This is a genomic window from Novosphingobium malaysiense, from assembly GCF_000802225.1.
In the GTDB taxonomy this organism is placed as follows: domain Bacteria; phylum Pseudomonadota; class Alphaproteobacteria; order Sphingomonadales; family Sphingomonadaceae; genus Novosphingobium; species Novosphingobium malaysiense.
In genome coordinates, this window is the sequence record NZ_JTDI01000004.1 from 173,722 (window position 1) to 192,745 (window position 19,024).

Annotated in this window: 17 protein-coding genes; 13 read left to right on the forward strand and 4 right to left on the reverse strand. The window is 66.1% G+C overall.

Going from position 1 to position 19,024, the window contains the following annotated elements; all coding sequences use genetic code 11:
* Positions 1–49 precede the first annotated feature (49 nt).
* The 5 genes from LK12_RS15105 (at position 50) to LK12_RS24275 (ending at position 5,588) form a co-directional block, all read left to right on the forward strand.
* The gene (locus tag LK12_RS15105; RefSeq protein ID WP_039285798.1) at positions 50–1,042 is read left to right on the forward strand and encodes a glucokinase; all 993 of its coding nucleotides are present in this window, start codon (positions 50–52) and stop codon (positions 1,040–1,042) included.
* The gene (gene eda / locus LK12_RS15110; RefSeq protein WP_039285800.1) at positions 1,042–1,680 is read left to right on the forward strand and encodes a bifunctional 4-hydroxy-2-oxoglutarate aldolase/2-dehydro-3-deoxy-phosphogluconate aldolase; all 639 of its coding nucleotides are present in this window, start codon (positions 1,042–1,044) and stop codon (positions 1,678–1,680) included. Before LK12_RS15105 ends, eda begins: the two co-directional genes overlap by 1 nt.
* Complete coding sequence (locus tag LK12_RS15115) at positions 1,680–4,466, forward strand: phosphoenolpyruvate carboxylase (protein ID WP_039285803.1); 2,787 nt, start codon at positions 1,680–1,682, stop codon at positions 4,464–4,466. The genes eda and LK12_RS15115 overlap by 1 nt, the downstream gene beginning before the upstream one ends.
* Positions 4,467–4,586: 120 nt before the next feature.
* Positions 4,587–5,213: a hypothetical protein gene (locus LK12_RS24675; RefSeq protein ID WP_156135502.1), complete on the forward strand. Its 627-nt coding sequence runs from the start codon at positions 4,587–4,589 to the stop codon at positions 5,211–5,213.
* A gap of 213 nt (positions 5,214–5,426) precedes the next feature.
* Positions 5,427–5,588, forward strand: coding sequence for a YqaE/Pmp3 family membrane protein (locus LK12_RS24275; RefSeq protein ID WP_039285805.1), 162 nt, complete (start codon positions 5,427–5,429; stop codon positions 5,586–5,588).
* A gap of 31 nt (positions 5,589–5,619) precedes the next feature.
* Here the strand turns inward: LK12_RS24275 and LK12_RS15125 are convergent, their stop codons facing one another.
* Complete coding sequence (locus LK12_RS15125) at positions 5,620–6,423, reverse strand: NAD(P)-dependent oxidoreductase (protein ID WP_039285807.1); 804 nt, start codon at positions 6,421–6,423, stop codon at positions 5,620–5,622.
* A gap of 223 nt (positions 6,424–6,646) precedes the next feature.
* On the opposite strand from LK12_RS15125, the gene LK12_RS15130 reads away from it, so the two are divergent.
* The 8 genes from LK12_RS15130 to LK12_RS15165 all read left to right on the forward strand — a co-directional run bounded on the left by LK12_RS15130 (position 6,647) and on the right by LK12_RS15165 (position 15,725).
* Positions 6,647–7,678 carry a 2-oxoadipate dioxygenase/decarboxylase family protein gene (locus LK12_RS15130; protein ID WP_039286101.1) on the forward strand — a complete coding sequence of 344 codons (1,032 nt, stop codon included), beginning with the start codon at positions 6,647–6,649 and terminating at the stop codon, positions 7,676–7,678.
* A complete protein-coding gene (gene astD, locus LK12_RS15135) occupies positions 7,675–9,093 on the forward strand; it encodes a succinylglutamate-semialdehyde dehydrogenase (RefSeq protein WP_039285809.1) in 1,419 nt (472 codons plus the stop codon). Before LK12_RS15130 ends, astD begins: the two co-directional genes overlap by 4 nt.
* Positions 9,090–10,295 (forward strand): hydrolase, encoded by a 1,206-nt coding sequence (locus tag LK12_RS15140; protein ID WP_039285811.1) that lies wholly within the window; start codon positions 9,090–9,092, stop codon positions 10,293–10,295. Before astD ends, LK12_RS15140 begins: the two co-directional genes overlap by 4 nt.
* A complete protein-coding gene (locus LK12_RS15145; RefSeq protein ID WP_039285814.1) occupies positions 10,292–11,311 on the forward strand; it encodes an arginine N-succinyltransferase in 1,020 nt (339 codons plus the stop codon). The genes LK12_RS15140 and LK12_RS15145 overlap by 4 nt, the downstream gene beginning before the upstream one ends.
* A 338-nt stretch (positions 11,312–11,649) precedes the next feature.
* Positions 11,650–13,092, forward strand: a complete 1,443-nt coding sequence (locus LK12_RS15150; RefSeq protein ID WP_039285816.1) for a radical SAM/SPASM domain-containing protein — start codon at positions 11,650–11,652, stop codon at positions 13,090–13,092.
* A 28-nt stretch (positions 13,093–13,120) separates the two neighbouring features.
* Positions 13,121–13,378 (forward strand): hypothetical protein, encoded by a 258-nt coding sequence (locus tag LK12_RS15155; protein ID WP_156135503.1) that lies wholly within the window; start codon positions 13,121–13,123, stop codon positions 13,376–13,378.
* An 11-nt stretch (positions 13,379–13,389) separates the two neighbouring features.
* A complete protein-coding gene (locus tag LK12_RS15160) occupies positions 13,390–14,238 on the forward strand; it encodes a DUF6895 family protein (protein ID WP_039285821.1) in 849 nt (282 codons plus the stop codon).
* A 224-nt stretch (positions 14,239–14,462) separates the two neighbouring features.
* Positions 14,463–15,725 (forward strand): N-succinylarginine dihydrolase, encoded by a 1,263-nt coding sequence (locus LK12_RS15165; protein WP_039285823.1) that lies wholly within the window; start codon positions 14,463–14,465, stop codon positions 15,723–15,725.
* Positions 15,726–15,879: 154 nt separating this feature from the next.
* Here the strand turns inward: LK12_RS15165 and LK12_RS15170 are convergent, their stop codons facing one another.
* The 3 genes from LK12_RS15170 to LK12_RS15180 are packed head-to-tail and all read right to left on the reverse strand — an operon-like array spanning position 15,880 to position 19,010.
* Positions 15,880–16,746, reverse strand: coding sequence for a F0F1 ATP synthase subunit gamma (locus LK12_RS15170; protein WP_039286103.1), 867 nt, complete (start codon positions 16,744–16,746; stop codon positions 15,880–15,882).
* Positions 16,739–18,280, reverse strand: coding sequence for a F0F1 ATP synthase subunit alpha (locus tag LK12_RS15175; protein ID WP_231568373.1), 1,542 nt, complete (start codon positions 18,278–18,280; stop codon positions 16,739–16,741). Before LK12_RS15175 ends, LK12_RS15170 begins: the two co-directional genes overlap by 8 nt.
* On the reverse strand, positions 18,270–19,010 hold the full coding sequence (locus tag LK12_RS15180) for a F0F1 ATP synthase subunit delta (protein ID WP_039285825.1): 741 nt from the start codon (positions 19,008–19,010) through the stop codon (positions 18,270–18,272). Before LK12_RS15180 ends, LK12_RS15175 begins: the two co-directional genes overlap by 11 nt.
* Positions 19,011–19,024: the final 14 nt, after the last annotated feature.

Below are 19,024 nucleotides of genomic sequence, written 5' to 3' on the forward strand. Positions count from 1 at the left end.
GGAATCAGCCCATCGAAGAAACCGGCAGACCCGGCAAGCGGAGAGTAGCATGACCCAGCTCGTGACCGTCGATATCGGCGGCACCCACGCCCGTTTCGCCATCGCCGATGTGTCCGCGGACGGCACCATCGCGATGAGCGAACCGGCGACGCTGCACACCAGCGACCACGCCAGTTTCCAGACCGCCTGGGAAGCCTTTCGCGATAGGAACGGTGGCGCCTTGCCCGCGTCCGTGGCCATGTCGGTCGCCGGCCCGGTAGGCGGCGACGTCATCAAGTTCACCAACAATCCCTGGATCATCCGCCCCGCGCTGATCGAGGAGAAGCTGGGCGCCACGCGCTATACCATCGTCAACGACTTCGCCGCCGTCGCCCACGCCGTGGCGCGCGCCGATGAAAGCGAATTCGTCGACCTTGCCGGGCCGCCCGGAATGCCGCTGCCCGCATCCGGAACGCTGAGCGTACTTGGTCCCGGAACCGGCCTCGGCGTCGCGCACCTCTGGCGCGACGGCCGGCCCATCGCCCAGGGCGGCAGCTATCATGTGCAGGCCACCGAAGGCGGGCACATCGACTTCGCGCCGCTCGACCAGATCGAGGACGCCATCCTCGCCCGCCTGCGCAAGCGCCACACCCGCGTCTCGGTGGAGCGCGTCGTTTCGGGACCCGCCATCGTCGAAATCTACGCGACGCTTGCGGCCATGGAGCACCGCGCCGTCATCGAACGCACCGATGTGGAGATCTGGCAGGCCGGCACCTCGGGCGAGGACGCGCTCGCCGCCGCCGCCGTCGACCGCTTCTGCCTCTCGCTCGGCGCTGCCGCAGGCGACTACGCGCTTGCCCATGGCGCGGGCGGCGTCGTCATTGCCGGCGGCCTCGGCTACCGCATTCGCGAGACCATTCTGAAATCCGGCTTTGCCGAGCGTTTCTGTGCCAAGGGCCGCTTTGCCGGCTTGATGGCCGGCCTTCCCGTCAAATTGATCACCCACCCGCAGCCCGGCCTGTTCGGCGCCGCTGCAGCCTTCGCCAGGGAGCACCTCCAGTAATGACCGCCAAATCCGCCGCCGTCGAAAAGGTCATGCGTCTCGCGCCGGTCATCCCGGTGCTGGTAATCGAGGATATCGAGCACGCCCTGCCTATTGCCGAAGCGCTGGTCGCGGGCGGGCTGCCCGCGCTGGAAGTCACCCTGCGCACCGAATGCGCCATCGAGGCGATCAAGGTGATGAAGCAGGTCCCCGGCGCGACCGTAGGCGCGGGCACCGTGCTGACGCCGGATGACCTTGCAAAGTCGATCGATGCCGGGGCGGAATTCATCGTCTCGCCGGGTCTCACCCCCACTCTGGGCGAAGCGGCGGCGAAATCGGGCATTCCCTTCCTGCCCGGCACCGCCAATGCGAGCGACGTGATGCTGGCACTCGAACTCGGGTTCGACCGGCTCAAGTTCTTCCCCGCCATGGCGGCCGGCGGACCCTCGGCGCTGAAGGCGATCTCGGCCCCGCTGGCCGCCGCGAAATTCTGCCCCACCGGCGGCGTGACGCCGGACAATGCGCCCGACTGGCTCGCGCTCGATGCCGTGCTCTGCGTCGGCGGCAGCTGGATGGTGCCCAAGGGTTCGCCCGACGTCGCCAAGATCGAAGCAACCGCACGCGCCGCGGCGCAGCTTGGCTCCAAGGAGACCGCATGATGACCGGACCGGCGCTTACCACCGTCGCTGACCTGACCGCGCGCCTGCAGGACCTGCACAAGCTCACCGCGCAGACCCCGCTCTACAACCCGGTATTCCAGCTCGGTCTCGAACTCTCGCGCAAGCTGGAAAACGGCGAGATGAGCCTCGACGATATCGAGGCGCTGGTCGCCGAGATGGAATGCGAGGGCCTGCGCGCCCGCGCCGCCCGTCTCGACCGCATTCTCGAAACCATCCCGGTCGAAGAAAACGACGCCCGCATCGATGCCGCCGCCGACGAGGAGGACTTCACCGCCTTCGCAGTCCGCTGGCAGCGCCCGGCCGCGCATGTCGTCTTCACCGCGCACCCCACCTTCCTGCTCACCGAAGCGCAGACCGAAGCGGTCGCCGGCGCGGCGTCGAGCGGCGATCACAGCGAGGCCGCCGTCTGCGTTGCCTCGGCCGAGCGCGACACGATCACGCTCGATTACGAGCACGGCAAGGCCATGGCCGCCATTGCCCGCGGCCAGAATGCGCGCGACCGCATCAACGGCCGCCTGTTCGACATCGCCGCCAGCCGCTGGCCCAAGCGCTGGAAGAGCCTGCAGCCGATGCCGGTGCGCTTCGCCACCTGGGTCGGTTACGACATGGACGGGCGCACCGACATCGGCTGGTCGACCTCGATCCGCTACCGTCTGCAGGAAAAGGCCATGCGCCTTGCCGGCTATGCCGCGAGCCTGAAGGAGATCGAGCCGAAGATCGCCGAGAAGCTCGAACGCGCCGCCGCCCATACCGAGGACATGGTCGCCCGCTTCAGCGAGGACCTTGCTGCGCCGGAAGACGTGTCCGAGGCCGCCAATGCGCTCACCGCCGATCACCCGGACAAGCTGATCAGCCTCTCCAGCATCATCACCGAGCTTGAGGAAGAGGCCCGCCACGGCGGCAAGGACGCCGCGCGCAAGCTGCTGGTCGTGGCCGCGGCCATGCGCGCCGACGGGCTCGGCATGGGCTGGATCCACTTCCGCGTGAACTCGTCGCAGCTCCAGAACGCGATCCGCCGCCGCATGGACCCGGACGGCAAGCTCAACCTCGCCAGCCAGGCCGCGCTGGTGCGCATGCGCGAGCTGCTGGGCGAAGTGAGGCCGCTCAAGTCCAACTTCGCCGCGCTCGCCATCGAGAACAGCACCGCCGTGCGCCAGTTCCTCGCGATGGCGCAGATCCTCGAGCATATCGATGCCGATGCACCGATCCGCATGCTCGTGGCCGAATGCGAGCAACCCACCACGGTGCTGGCGGCGCTCTACTTCGCCAAGATGTTCGGTGTGGAAGACAAGGTCGACGTCTCGCCGCTGTTCGAGACCGAATCCGCGCTCGAACACGGCGGCCGTTTCCTCGATGCGGTGCTCTCCGAACCCGCCTATCGCGACTACGCCCGCAAGCGCGGTCGCGTCTCGATCCAGACCGGGTTTTCCGACGCCGGGCGCTTCGTCGGTCAGATCCCGGCGGCACTCGCCATCGAGCGCCTGCAGGGCCGGCTGGCCGAGGCCATGGCCGCCAACGGCATGGTCGATGTCGCCGCGCTGATCTTCAACACCGGCGGCGAATCCATGGGCCGCGGCTGCCATCCCACCGACATCGAAGACCGCTTCAAGTGGCAGATGTCGCCCTGGGCCCGCCGCCGCTTCCTGCGCGCCGGCATCCGGCTGGAGCCCGAACTGAGCTTTCAGGGCGGCGACGGCTACCTGTGGTTCGGCTCCGACGAACTGGCGCTGGCGACGCTCTCCCGCATGGCCGAAAAACCGCTGTGGGCTGCCGATCCGCGCGCGCCGACAGACGTCTTCTACCGCCGCACCGACCTCAGCCTCGACTTCTATCGCGCCATTCGCCGCGTCCAGCACGGCCACCTCGAAAGCGCGACCTACAGCCGGGCGATCACCGCCTTCGGCCTAGGCATGCTCAACGACACCGGCAGCCGCAAGTCGCGCCGCCAGTCGGACCTCAATGCCGATCGGACGATGAGCCTGCGCCAGATCCGCGCGATCCCGCACAATGCCGTGCTCCAGCAGCTCGGCTATCCGGTGAACGTGATCTCCGGCGTCGGCACCGCCTCGGACGGCAACCGCGAGGAAATCGCCGAGATGCTGCAGGAAAGCGTGCGCGGCCGGCAGCTCATCCGGCTGGTGCGCGCCGCCAATGCGCTCGCATCGATCAAGACCGTCGCGGCCTATGGCGAGCTGTTCAACTCCGCCTACTGGGCCAGCCGCCCCTACCGCGGCGACGAGCAGCACATTTCCGAAGCCTGCCTGACGCTGGCCGAATACCTCACCAAGGACGACCGCACCGGCGTCTTCCGCCGCCTCGCCTCGCGCCTGCGGGTCGATGCGATGAAGCTCTACAAGCTGCTCGAGCTGATCCCGGACGAAGCCCCGCTGCCCGACCGCGAGCACACCCGCCGGAGCCTCGGCGTCCTGCAGTCGCTGCGCATAGCGCTGTTCAAGCACATGTTCCTGCGCGCGGTCATGGTCCCGCCCTTCAGCCGCGCCAACGACATCAGCCGCGACGACGTGCTGGAGATGTTCTTCAGCCTGCGCGTCGACGACGGCCTCGCCCAGCTCCGCCGCGCCTTCCCGATCCACTTCCCCTCGATCAACGATTTCGCGGTGGACGAGCCCAGCGACTACCCGGATTCAAGCGCCAGCGGCTACGCCCAGATCCACCGCGACTTCATCGACCCCATCGCACGGTCGCACACGCTGAGCCTGCGGATCACGACGGCCATCGCCAACGAGTTCGGGGCGCATGGCTGACAACGGGACCGGCAGTGTTTCAGCACCTTAAGCCGAAACCTGCCGTTCCGGACACGCCGACAAAGCGGTCATCAATTCATTTTGGTTGATTGCTCTGAATGGTCCTAGATAGTCACATTCATGTTCTTCACGATGCTTCTCGCCGCCGCAGCAATCGCTAGCTGCTTTCTTGTTGTCGGCGGCGGGGCAACAGCTTGGCGCTTGTTATGGCTAGCTGTGGGCTACTGCCTCTTAGCCAGTATACTAAACCTCTTGCCATGGCTGCTTGGAGCAACGACAATATTGGGTCAGCATTATTGGTGGGAATTTATTGCGGCCGTTCTTTTTGCGCCTTTTGTTGAAGAAACAATAAAATATTATGCCGCAAAATCACAAACTGATCGAATTCATTCGTTCGCATTGGTGTGCTTGTTTGGCGTTGCGGAATTTATGCTGTCAAAGGTACTTACGATGTCTCATTTGTATGGATATTTGGGCATTATTGAAACTTTGGAAGCAGTACCAGCACTTCTTTTGCACGTTCTGACAGCAATTATTTATGCGTTCCATCTAGACGGGCAACGAAATAAGCAATTGATCGTCTGTCTATGCATACATTCAGCTTTCAACAGCATAGTATTGCTCGCCCCCCTGCACTTTGCACTTCCGATCACTGGGGTGGCTTTGGCGATTGCGATAGTGTTTTTGCGCCCGTGGCGGGACATTTGCAGGCTGGGCGTCTGGCAAGATCCGCAATCGGATCGCTAAGTCCGCTTACCCCGACTTAGCCGCCCCCCAGGATGGTTGACCCAACGCCGGTAGCCGGTCGACCATTCAGGTGAAGGACGGCATTTCAACGCTTTCACCGAGAAGCAGCCTTTCCGGGCAGGCCTAATATGGTGACCTGATCGCGCGGTGCGGTTTCGCATCAGCGGAACCACTTGATCGACGTCGGGTTGTCTTCGGAAAGGAGACAAGCCGATGAAGGCATTGATTACGCTTATTGCTACCGTTCTTTTGCCGCCGCTTGGCGTCGCTCTCAAGCATGGCTTGGGCAAAACGTTCCTGATCAATCTGATCCTTACGATCATCCTGTACCTGCCGGGCCTGCTGCACGGCATCTATGTCAATTACATGCGCTGAGGAGGCCGGTTAGGAGTGCGGGGGCGGAACCCTACTTCCCGTCCGTCGCCAGCAGCAGGAACGACTTGGCCGTCTCCTCCAGCATCGCCGAATCCGGTGAGCCTGGTAGGATCTCGGCCAGCAGGTTGGTGTCCTTGAGCAGCATCTTCGCGCCGTGTTCGAACATGCGCGGCTCGGGAATGCGGGCATAGACTTCGAAGCCGAAGCTCTTGCCCGAGCTTTCCTTCACCAGTTCGGCGAGCGCCTTGCGGTCCACGCCGAGCGCCTCGCCGGCCTGCAGCGCGGCCTGCGCGAGCCCCATGTTCGCGGCCATCAGAGAGTTGTTGACGATCTTGGCCTTCTGCCCGGCCCCGGCCTCGCCGAGCAGGACGATCAGCTTGCCGAAACTTTCGAAGACGGGTCTGGCCTGATCGAAGGCCGCCTGCGATCCGCCGCACATCACCGTCATCGTACCCGCCTCGGCGCCCGGCGCGCCGCCGCTGACCGGGGCGTCCATCATGGCGACGCCGTGTTCGGCGCAGAGCGTCTGCACCTTGGCGGCAGTCTCGGGCAGGATTGTCGAATGCAGTGCCAGCAGGCTGCCGCGCTTCATAGCCGGCACCAGCCGCGCGCAGATTTCCAACACGTCCGCATCGTTCACCACGCACAGGCCCACATGATCGCACGCCGCACCGAGCGCCTCGACGCTCGCCGCCACATCCGCGCCCTTCTCTGCGAACTCGACCGTCGCTTCCGGGCGGCGCGCCCAGACGGTGAGCGGAAAGCGCAGCAGCATGCGATGCGCCATCGGTCCGCCCTGGCTGCCGATGCCGATGAAACCCGTCCTGATGGCCATGATGCGCCTCTCCCTTCGATCCTGCTTTTCGATTCCATCGAAGCGGCAACCCGGCCGTGTGTCCAGCCGTTGTTCCCAAAGATCAGACCGGCCGATCATGCCATCGTCGGGGCGACGCAGGACCGATTCCGGCTATATGCGGCAGTCCGGGCACTGGCATGGACATGGCGCTATTCACTACTTATGTTGCATGTACGCGCAATATTTTAACAACGAGGATGTCATGGCTTCTGCAGCTTTCCCTGCCGCCGACGACAAGCAAACGCTCTCCCGCCTGCTCACGGCCGTGATCGGCGCAGAGCCTGCCCAGGACGCACTCTCTACCCTTGCCATCGCGCCAGAATTGCTGGGTGAAAGCGACCGCCCGAACCGCGCGCAAGTGGCCATGGCTCTCAATGCCGCGCTGTTCATGGACCTGCTCGAGCGGGTGCCTACCGCCGCGCGTTATGTGGAGGACGTGCGCAAGACCGGCGAGCCCATCGTCTTCGATCACGGCGCGCTGCGCACCATCGACGGCCCCTGCGGCGACCTGCCGGCGGGCTATACCGCATTTTCGCGTCTCCTCGAACCGCTGGGCTACGAAGTCGGCGGGCTCTACCCGCTGCCTGCGCTCAGGATGACCGGGCGCGCCTTCGTGCATCGCGACCTGCCCGAGATGATCCCGCAGTTCTTCGTGTCCGAACTTCACGTGCGCGAACTGCCTGAAGCGGCGCAGGGCCATGCCGAGAAGATATTCGGGGACTCGCAGGACCCGCTGGGCGAGGCCGAATGGCAGGCGCTCGAAGCGCTCTCCCGCGACGGGACCTGTTCGATGGACGAGGCGGGGACCATCGTGACGGGAGCGCTGCGGGCCTTCAACCGACAGCATCCGGTGCCCACGCTGCAGGACTACCGCGCCCTGCTCGAACACAGCAAGGAAGGCGCCTGGATCGCGACCGAGGGCAATGCCTTCAATCACGCCACGACACGCGTTGCCGATGTCGTGGCGCTGGCCGAGGACCTCAAGGCGCAGGGATTCCCGATGAAGCCCGCGGTCGAGATCTCGCAGAACGGCCGCGTGCGCCAGACCGCCATTCTCGCCGACAAGGTACGCCGCGCCTTTCGCATGCCCGACGGCAGCGAAACCGAACTGGACGTGCCCGGCTCCTTCTATGAATTCATCACCCGCGATACCGATCCGGACAGCGGACTGCTCGACCTCACGTTCGACAGCGGCAACGCCACCGGCATCTTCGCGGTGACAAGGGACACATGATCATGCTCCAATCCTTCGATCCCGCCACCGGCGATCTGGTCTGGGAAGGTGAGACCGCCGGCTCCGAGGCCGTCACCGCCGCGCTTCAGAAAGCGCGCAAGGCGTTTCCGGCATGGGCCGCCCTGCCCGTCGAGGCGCGCGTGGAGGCGGTGCAGCGATTCAAGGCCGCACTCGAAGCCCGCAAGGACACGCTGGGAGAAACGATCTCGCGCGAGACGGGCAAGCCGCGCTGGGAGGGCCTCGCCGAAGCCGGATCGATGATCGGCAAGGTCGGCATCTCGATCACCGCGCAGGCCGAACGCGCGGGCGAGAAACGCTCCGACATGCCCTTCGGCCAGGCCGTGCTCCGCCACCGTCCGCACGGGGTGATGGCGGTGCTCGGCCCGTTCAACTTCCCCGGCCACCTGCCCAACGGCCACATCGTCCCCGCCCTGCTCGCGGGCAACACGGTGGTGTTCAAGCCCTCCGAGATGACGCCCGCCACCGGCGCGGCCATGGCCGAATGCTGGGCCGAGGCGGGTCTGCCCGAAGGCGTGTTCCAGATCCTGCAGGGCGGACGCGAGACCGGCGAAGCGCTGCTTTCCGGCGATATCGACGGGCTGCTCTTCACCGGCTCAGCCAAGGCGGGCGCGCACTTCCGCCACATGTTCGCCGACCGCCCAGACGTGATCCTCGCGCTCGAACTCGGCGGCAACAACCCGCTGATCGCATGGGATGGCGATGTGGAAGAGGCCGCCTCGGTGGTCGTCCAGTCGGCGTTCGTCACCACCGGTCAGCGCTGCTCCTGCGCGCGCCGCCTGATCGTACCCGACAACGAATTCGGCACCGCACTGGTCGAGGCCGTCGATGCGCTCGCCGGCAAGCTGGTCATCGGCGCCTGGGACGAGACGCCCGAGCCCTACATGGGCCCGCTGATTTCCGAGGCCGCCGCAGCCGGCGCCAAGGCGCAGGTCGAAGCTCTGATCGGCCACGGCGCCAAAGTGATCCGCCCGTTCACCGGAATCGAGGGCCGCAGCAGCGCTTTCGTCACCCCCGCCATCCTCGACGTGACCGGCGTGGGCGTGCCCGACGAGGAGATATTCGCGCCCGTCCTGCAGGTCCGCCGCGTCGGCGACTTCGACGCCGCGCTGGCTGCCGCCAACCACACCCGCTTTGGCCTTTCCGCAGGCCTGATCAGCGCCGACGATGCCTTGTGGGAGCGTTTCATCCACGAATGCCGCGCCGGCGTGGTCAACCGCAACCGCCCGACCACCGGTGCCGCCGGATCGATGCCCTTCGGCGGGCTGGGCGACAGCGGCAATCACCGCCCGAGCGCCTACTACGCCGCCGACTACTGCGCCTATCCGGTCGCCAGCTTCGAAGCGGCGAGCGCGGAAGGCAATTCGGGTGCTCTGGCCGGAAAGCTGCGCGCATGAGCGGCCTGACCAACGACGAAAGCGACCTCCTCGCCCCGGTCGAGCGCGGCCCGATCCTCGAACGCACGCTAGCATGGGCGGCGATCAACAGCGGCACCGCCAATCTCGATGGCGTCGCGGCGATGGCCGAGCGGCTGGCAAATGCCTTTGCCGCGCTGCCGGGCGACGTGCGACTGGTCGATCCCGCCCCGGTCGAGAAAGTCGACGACGAAGGCCACATGCGCGCGGTCGCCCATGGCCGCCATCTCGTCGTTTCTGTAAGGCCCGAGGCCGAGCGCCGCGTGATCCTCACCGGCCACATGGACACGGTCTACGCCAGGGAGCACCCCTTCCAGACCTGTGACTGGCTCGACGACGACACGCTCCACGGCCCCGGCACCGCCGACATGAAGGGCGGCCTCTCGTTGATGCTCGAAGGCCTGCTCACTTACGAACGCGGTAACCCTACGCTCGGCTACGACGTGATGATCAACAGCGACGAGGAGACCGGCTCGCTCTCTTCCGCCGCGCTGATCGCCGAACTGGCGCAAGGCAAGCTGGCGGCGCTGACCTACGAGCCCGGCCTGCCCGATGGGTCGATGGCGCGCGCCCGCCCCGGCTCGGGCAACTATGCCGCGGTGATCCACGGCCGCTCCGCCCATGCGGGCCGCAATCCCGAGGACGGACGCAATGCCGTCGTCGCTGCCGGCGACCTCGCGCTGCGTCTCGCTGCGGGGCGGCAGGACGGGCTTTCGGTCAACCCCGCGCGGATCGAGGGCGGCGCGCCCAACAACACCGTGCCCGACCTCGCCATCCTCCACTTCAACCTGCGCCCGCGCACGCCCCAACTGGGCCAGATCGCGCGCAAGCTGATCGACGAGGCAATCGCCGCCGTCGCCGTGGAGCACGACGTCTCGATCCATCTCACTGGCCGCGTCTCGCGCCCGCCCAAGCCGATCGGCGAAAAGACTGAAGCCCTGTTCGGCCTCGTCTCCAAGGCCGCGACCGACCTCGGTCAGGCGATGACGTGGAAAGACACCGGCGGCGTGTGCGACGGGAACAACATCGCGGCCTGCGGCGTACCCGTGCTCGACACGATGGGCGCGCTGGGCGGTGCGATCCACTCGCCCGACGAATTCATGCTCGCCAGTTCGCTGGAAGCCCGCGCGCGGCTGACGGCTCTGGTCATGCACCGTCTCGACAGGCAGGGTGTGCAGCCATGACCTTCATCCTCAGACCTGCCCGCGAAAAGGACCTCGAAGCGCTCTACCGCATGGCCAAGGGCACCGGCGGCGGCTTCACCAACCTGCCGCCCGACAAGCCGACGCTGAAAGCCAAGCTGGAACGCGCCGCAAAGGCCTTTGCCCGCGAAGACGACACGCTGAACGACGACCTGTTCGTCTTCATCCTCGAGGATACCGAGACCGGGAAAGTGCGCGGCACCTGCCAGATCTTCTCGCAGGTCGGCACCGAGCTGCCCTTCTATTCCTACCGCATCGGTCGCATCACCCAGCACTCCAAGGAACTGGACCGCACCTTCCGCGCCGAGATGCTGACGCTGTGCACCGATCTCGACGGCTCGAGCGAAGTCGGCGGCCTCTATCTCGACCCGACCGAGCGCTCCTCGGGCGTCGGCAAGCTGCTCGCGCGCAGCCGCTACCTGTTCATCCGCGCCCACCGCGCCAAGTTCGCCGACCGCACCCTGGCTGAACTGCGCGGCGCCATCGACGATGCGGGCAACTCGCCGTTCTGGGACGGCCTCGCCGGCCGCTTCTTCGACATGAGCTTTCGCGACGCCGACGAGTTCAACGCGCGCCACGGCAACCAGTTCATCGCCGATCTCATGCCCAAGCACCCGATCTACACCGCGCTGCTCTCCGAAGGCGCGCGGCAGGTCATGGGCCAGCCGCACTACTCGGGCCGCCCGGCGATGCGCATGCTCGAAAACGAGGGTTTCCGCTTCCAGAACTACGTCGACATCTTCGACGGCGGCCCCTCGATGATGGCCGACACCGACCGCATCCGCACCATACAGGTCGCGCAGGACGCGAAGATCACCGCGCTCACCGTGCCCGAGGACGACGGCCCGACGCACATCGTCTCCTGCGGCCGCCTCGCCCAGTTCCGCGCCTGCATCGGCCAGCTGACCGAGACGGCGGAGGGCGTCACGCTGGACGAGGAAACCGCGGCGGCCATGGGTGTAGGCGTGGGGGATACGGTGACCTACGCACCGGCGTGAGGCGCACAGTCTGACACGCCCCGCTTATAGTCCTCACCGCTCGGACGGAACGTAAAACCGACCCTGCCTTTCAGGATAAGCCCCTATGCGCCGCTCTTCCGGAGCATGCTGCGGGTGATCGCCCTTTTGTCACGCACCTGTAAATCCCGGCCGGCATTCATGCAGCTATGACAAACAATACGATAGTTAATTTCGTATTAATTATCGAAGAGGCTGCAAACACGCGATATTTAAATAGCTCTATTTATTTGACTCGACTCGAATACAGTTGATAACAAAATAAAAAATAAAAAGCGGTCGCCATCTCGCGAAGTAATCATCTACGGAGAGGTCAGGCCATGCGCTTCAGCAGCTATTCAATCCTATCTGAAAAGAAAGAGGGCATTCCGCGGACACTTCTCAACGGAATAACCGGCGCCGTGGACCTGCTCGGTCCGCAACTGGAGCCGGTGATCGAGAATGCGCTCGAAACCGGCGACGTCCCGGCTGCGCTGGCCCACATGAGCGACGAGGCGCGACAATCCCTGTTGAATCGCGGCCATCTCACCGAATGGAGTGTGGACGAGGAACGCGCGATCGTGAACATCCTGGCGGACGAGGCGCACAAGGCGATGGCGCGGCGCCCCAGCTTCATGATCGTGCCCAACCTCGACTGCAATTACCGCTGCACGTACTGCTTCGAACGACCGATGCAAAACGGGCTCAAGAGCTCGAATACGGCCATCAGCCACAAGAAGAACAACGTCGTCATGCAGGCCGAACAGGTCGGCCAGGCGCTCGACGCCATCGCCCTGTTGCGCGCCGAGCAGGGCCTCAGCGAGGAAGGCCAGATCATCCTCTATGGCGGCGAACCGCTCGACCGCAGGAACCAGGCCGTGGTCCGGCAGATCGTGAGCGAGGGACGCGCGCGGGGCACGTTTTTTGCCGCCATTACCAACGGCCATGACCTCGACGCCTATCTCGATCTGATCGGCCGCGGCGGAATCGAACAGATCCAGGTTTCGATCGACGGTCCCAAGCGCGTGCACGACAAACGCCGCATCTATGTCGGCAAGGAATCCTCGTTCGATGCCATCGTTGCCAATGTGAATCGCGTTCTCGAGCACACCGATGCCGAAGTGCAGATCCGCAGCCATGTCGACCCGCAGAACATCGAGCTTTTCGGCGAACTCGTCGACTTCTTCGCAGGCCAGGGATGGCTCGATCACCCGCAAGTCGTGATCTACGGCAATACGGTCTACGAACGAACCGGCGATGGGGGAGTCACGTCGCGCATCGATGTGGCCGATATCGACGCCACGCTGTCGCCGATCGCGCAAGCGGCCAGGAACATCTACACGAGCGCGCCGGAAGTCCATGCCGAGCGCTCCATCCTGCCCGCCCTCAATGCCGGCGAGCCGATGAAGCTCAAGGGTACATACTGCAGCGCGAACACAGGCAACTACATCTTCGCACCGGACGGAAGCATCTATGCCTGCTGGGAATCGGTGGGCAAGGAATGCAGCCGGATCGGCACCTTCGGCGAAAGCGGCGCCGAACTGGACGCCGAGGCGACCGACCGGTGGTTCGGGCGTTCGATTGCGCGGCTTCCCACTTGCCAGCGCTGCGCCTTTGCACTCGTCTGCGGAGGCGGCTGCGCGCAGTACGCCGAGTACGAGAGCGACACGCTCTACGCCTCCTATTGCGACGATTTCCAGCGCACGTTTCGAAGCGCGCTGACCCGTACGGTCGAGCGATATCTCGACCACGATTGCAAGCAAGAGGAGAAAGTGGATGCCTGATTTCACGCGACTAGGCAGGGGTTTGAACGTGAGCGTCAACCTCGGCGAACTGCTCTCTATCAACGAGGCCCACGCCATCATGCCCGATGGCAAGATGCTGGACCGCGAGGAGGTGCTCGACAAGCTGGGGCTTGATCCCACCACTCCGCCCGACGCCTGGTTGACGATCATCGCCTGCGGCAGCAACGCCAGTGCCATCAAGACCGAAAAGCTGCGCGAGTTGGTCGACAACGGAACGCTCAACGCTCGCCGTCTCGACAGCCTGTCGCGCGAGCGGCTCGGCTGAGAAGCGCCTCAGTGCGGTTCGTGCAGGACATCTCGGCAGCAACCGATGACTGCGCGAACCGCCTGATATCCTCGCTCGACAGCTTTTCTCTCGATGCGAATGCAGGCGAAGCGGAGATCACCCGCGCCTGCGAGATCGCGCTCCTGCTGCAGGTGGCGAGGACGAATCCACCAGGCGAGGCCTCTCCTGCGGTCGCAGCGCTGCTATCGCTGTTGCCGCGCTGGGTAGCGCAACAGGCCGGGCACCCGGCAATTTCCGGACTCGTCGCCAGCGGGCCTACGCCTGCGCTGATCGCGCCCCTCGTCATGGCAATTTCGGCGCCGCGCGCCTGCACCTTCGCGCTGGAGGATCTTTTCGCGAGGGCCGACGCGGAAGACCTGATCGGGGTTCTGCCGACATGGTGGCAGCAATGCGAGGCGTCGAGGCTGATCGCGGCGCTGGGCGGCAAACGCCGGGACCCCGACCGGCCATCCATGCTCGAAAACCCGCGACGCGCGGTGATCGACACCGCTTCAGCCTATGAACTGACTCACGAGGTGTTCCATCGCGCGCGCTTTCGTTGCGCCAGCTTGCCTCCATCGCTCTCGGCGACGGCTGCGGCCTTGCTGGAGGATGCGCGGGGACGCCCGATCCTGCGGGACAATCCCGACCTTGCCCTCGAATTGGTGTTCGCGGCGCAACTGACGGGCATGGAACGCGCAGGATGGCAGGAAATTCAGCGCGCGGCCCTGATATCCGCGCTCGATGGCTGCGCCGAACCCTTGCGTTTGTGCGATTATCATCCGCTGATCATCGCAGTGCTGAACGCCATGTGCGTCCCGCCATCGGCTGCCTCAGCGTGGAACCAAAACCGAGCGTGAGGCCATAAAGGCCTCACCGCCAACTTTCCTACAGGCCCCTCCTTGCCTTAGGCTCCGCGCGATGAACCTGACGCCCCCTTCCTGGCCGCACCAACACAAGGTGACACCGAAATTCACGCGAAGTTACACATCCACCCCAAGGTGACGCTCCATCCCCTGGACCGTGTCACCCGTGTAAACCTGTCACCTTGTGACGCCTCTCTCCCCCGCCTAGAAGCCAGGCCATGATCACCGAAATCAATTTCGACGGCATCGTCGGTCCCAGCCACAACTACGCCGGCCTCAGCCTCGGCAATCTCGCCTCGACGCGCAATCTGGGGAAGGTTTCGCGGCCGCGCGATGCGGCGTTGCAGGGGCTGGCGAAGATGCGGGCCAATCTGGAGCGGGGACTGCCGCAGGGCTTCTTTCTGCCGCAGCGGCGCCCTGATGAAGGCTGGCTGCAGCAGCTCGGTACGACGATGACCGATGCCAGCGCGGCGCTGCGGGCCAATGCCATGTCGGCCTCGTCGATGTGGGCCGCCAATGCCGCGACCGTCTCGCCCGCGGCGGACACGGCGGACGGGCGCTGCCACCTCACCGTCGCCAACCTCGTGACGATGCCCCACCGCAGCCACGAATGGCGCGAGACGCTGGCGCAATTGCAGCTCGCCTTCGCCGATCACGCGCACTTCGCGGTCCACGCCCCCGTCCCGCCGCCGTTCGGCGACGAAGGCGCGGCCAACCACATGCGGCTGTGCGCCGGCCACGATGCGCCGGGCGTCGAGGTCTTCGTCTATGGCGAGGCCGGGGGCCCCTACCCCGCGCGCCAGCACCGCGAGGCGAGCGAGGCGATTGCCCGTATCCACGGGCTCGACCCGGCGCGCACGATCTTCACCCGGCAGTCGGACGCGGCGATTGCCGCCGGTGCTTTTCACAACGACGTCGTCGCCGTCGCCAACGAGCGGGTGCTGTTCACCCACGAACTCGCCTTCGCTGACCGCGAGGGCTTCTACGCCGAGCTGCGCGAAAAGCTGCCCGAGGTGGAGATCGTCGAAGTGCCGGCGAGTGCGGTCAGTCTGGCCGATGCGATCACTTCGTACCTGTTCAACGCGCAGCTGGTGACGCTGCCGTCCGGCGAGCCCGCGCTGGTGCTGCCCGGCGAGGCGCAGGAGAACGGCCCTGTGTGGACCTGGCTGCAGGCGCATGTCGCCGGCAACGGCCCGATCCGCCAGCTCTTCGTCCACGACCTGCGCGAGTCCATGGCCAACGGCGGCGGCCCCGCCTGCCTGCGCCTGCGCGTGGTGGCCGATCCCGAAACCGTCGATCCGCGCTTCATGGCGACGCCCGAAAAGCTGGACCGGATCGAGGCGCTTGTGCGCGAGTACTGGCCGGAGGCAGTGGCCGTCGAGGATCTGGGCAACCCGGCCTTGTGGCGTCAGGTTGTCGCGGCGCGGGCGGCGCTGTGCGTGGAGCTGGATTTGCGGGAGCTGGACCGGGAATTTTTCTAGAATTGCTCATCATCCCAGCGAAGGCTGGGATCGCTTGCTGTCAGACAAGACGGTCAATCAAATCGCTCCATCCGGAATTGCTTTCCGGGCAGAATTGGCTGCCAGCGATGCCAGCCTTCGCTGGCATGACGTCAATATTTTAACGGCGGTTTCCTCAATCCCGCACTGCCCCCGAAAGCTCGATCAGTTCCTCGGTGATCTGCTCCTGCCGCAGGCGGCGCGAGGTGGCGGTCAGTTCGTCGAGCTTGCGGGCGACGTTTTCGCGCGCGGCGATCATCGCGCGCATGCGGGCGTCGTTTTCCGACGCGTAGGACAGCGTCAGCGCCTCGCACAGTTCGGCGAAGACATATTCGTCGGTGAGGCGCGCCAGTAGCACGGCGGCGGGCAGATGGATGAGCGGCGGCTGCGCGAGATTGGCGGGCGGAAAGCGGTCGAAGTCGAAGGGGATCAGCGTCTGCCGGACCACCGAATAGGGCGCCGCATGGGCCTCGTCCGGGCGCGCGCTGACGATCACCACGCGACTTATCGTACCCGCCTGCAGCCGCGCGAAAAGCCGGTCGCCGAGGCGATTGGCAAGCGCGGAAAGCTGATCGGCATGACCCGCCATGGCAAGGCAGTCCACCGGCTCCAGCCCGCGTTCGCGCGCGGCGGCGACGCCCCGGCTGCCGACCATGAGCAGATCGGCGCGCTCGGCCCCGAAGGAGTCGGCCAGCGCCTGCACCTCGTCGAGGACATGAGTGTTGAAGGCGCCGACGAAGCCCTGCTCGGCGCAGAGGGCGAGGATCAGCAGCCGCCCCGCCTCGCCGCTATCGACCGCCGGATCGGCCCCACCGGCCTGATAGAGCGCCAGAGCCTGGGCAATCGCAGTGCCGATCGTCTCGGCATATTCGCGGATGCCGGCAAGCCGCGCGTTCGCCTCGCGGCTGCGCACCGCCGCGATACCGCGCATGGCCGAAATCACCGAGGAGAGCTGGCGGACGCTGTCGATCCGGTCCTCGACGTCGCTCAGCCTTTCAGCCATGGCCCGGCCCCGCCGCGCGTCCAATCAGCGAGCGGACCAGTTCGACAAGCCGCTCCAGCGCCGCGTCGTCCAGCTTCTCGTTGGCCTCGACCACCGCGACCAGATCGTCGGCAGAGGCATCGAGCACGGAGCCGATCCGGGGACGGAGCCCGGCGATGGCCTCGGGCTCGATGGTATCGAGGACACCGGCATTGAGCGCGGCGAGCAGGGCCACCTGATCGGCCTGCCGCATCGGGCTGAAGCGGGTCTGGGCGAGCACCGCGCGGATCCGCTCGCCGCGGGTCAGCGTCGCCTTGAAGCGCGGGTCGGAGACGCCGCCGAGCCGGGTGAACATCTCCAGTTCGAGGAACTGCGCATAATCGAGCCGGATCCGCCCCGAAACCTGCCGCAGCGCCTGCTTCTGCGCCTTGCCGCCGACGCGGCTGACCGAGAGGCCGACATCGACCGCCGGGCGCTGGTTCGCCGCGAACAGGCGGCTGTCGAGCACGATCTGCCCGTCGGTGATCGAGATCAGGTTGGTGGGAATATAGGCCGAGAGGTTGCCCGCGTCGGTCTCGGCAATCGGCAGCGCGGTGAGCGATCCGCCGCCCAGCTCGGGCGAAAGCCGCGCGGCGCGTTCGAGCAGGCGGGCGTGGAGGTAGAAGATGTCGCCCGGATAGGCCTCGCGCCCCGGCGGCTCGCGGGTGAGCAGCGCCAGTTCGCGGTGGGTGGCCGCGTGGCGGGTGAGATCGTCGATCACAATCAGCGCATGCTGCCCCTTGTCGCGGAAATACTCGGCCATGGTGAAGCCCGCGAAAGGCGCGAGCCATTGCAGGCCGGAGGCTTCGGCGGCCGAGGCGACGACGAAGATGCAGCGCTCCGGCGCGCCGTGCGTGCGCACCGCCTCGATGGCGCGGTCGATCGCGCTCGCCCGCTGGCCCACCGCGACATAGACGCAGACCATGTCGGAGTGCTTCTGGTTGATGATCGCATCGAGCGCGACCGAGGTCTTGCCGGTGGCCCGGTCGCCGATGATCAGCTCGCGCTGCCCGCGCCCGAGCGCGAAGAGCGCATCGACCACCAGAACGCCGGTCTCGACCGGACTGGACACCAGATCGCGCTCGATGATCGCGGGGGCCGGACGCTCGACCGGAAGGGTATCGGTTTCGGCAATCGGCGTCCCGTCGTCGAGCGGACGCCCCAGCGGGTCGACGACGCGGCCGAGCAGCCCCTCACCCACCGGCACGCGCACGACCTCGCCGGTACCGGACACGCGCATCCCCGCCTCGATCTGCGCGGCGTCGTCGAGCAGGACGGCGCTGATGCTGTCGGCATCGAGCGTGAGCGCCAGCCCTATCTCGCCGCCCTCGAAGCGGAGCTGTTCATTGAGCCGCACATCGGGAAGACCGGAGATGCGGGCGATGCCGTCGGCCATTTCCTCGACCACGCCGAAAGTCTCGGCATGGGGCGTGAGATCGGCGGACTGCAGGCGCTTGCGGCCGCGCTCCAGCCAGCGTTCGCCAAGATCGGCCGAGAAGGTCGGGTCACTCGTCACGGGCATCGAGCCTCGCGGTCACGCGGTCGAGATCGGCGCGCAGGTTGACGTCGAGCACCGCCATGCCCCCGCTCAGCTGCAAGCCGGCAATGAGCGTGAGATCGGTGTCGTAGGTAAGCGTGGCCTCATGGCCGAGCGCCCGGCCCAGAGCCTCACGCACGTCCTGCTGCTCCGCCTCGTCGAGCGCGCGGGCGCTGACAAGCGTTGCGGGTGCTGCTTCGGTCGCCAGCTTCGCCCGCGTCGCTTTGGGAAGTGCGGCGAGGGCATGTTCGAGTTCGGGCAGGAAAGATGCCAGCGGCAGCTTCGCCGCCGGGCCTTCGAGCAGTCGGGCGGCCATGTCCGCCGCCAGAGCATTGGCCTGACGGGCAAGCTGCGCCTCGGCCTGACCGCGCGCATGATCCAGCGCCGCCTCGGCCTCGGCGCGTTCGCGGCGGGCTTCCTCGTGGGCGGCCTCGATCAGCTTGGCGCGCTGGGCCTCGGCTTCCTTGCGCGCAGCTTCCAGCGCCTCCTGCCGGGAAGCTGCGACGCGCTGCCGTTCAGCCTCGGCTTCCTTCGTCGCCGCTTCGGCCTTTTCCTGCGCTGCTCTGGCGGCATCGAGCATTTCGTTGGCCGCCGTCCGGCGCTCGGCCACGACCTTGGTCATGGGGCGGAAGAAGAACCGCCCCAGCAGCCAGAGCAGCACCACCAGATTGATGGTCTGCAGGCCGATGGTCCACCAGTCGATGCGCATGGCGGCGCGCTCCT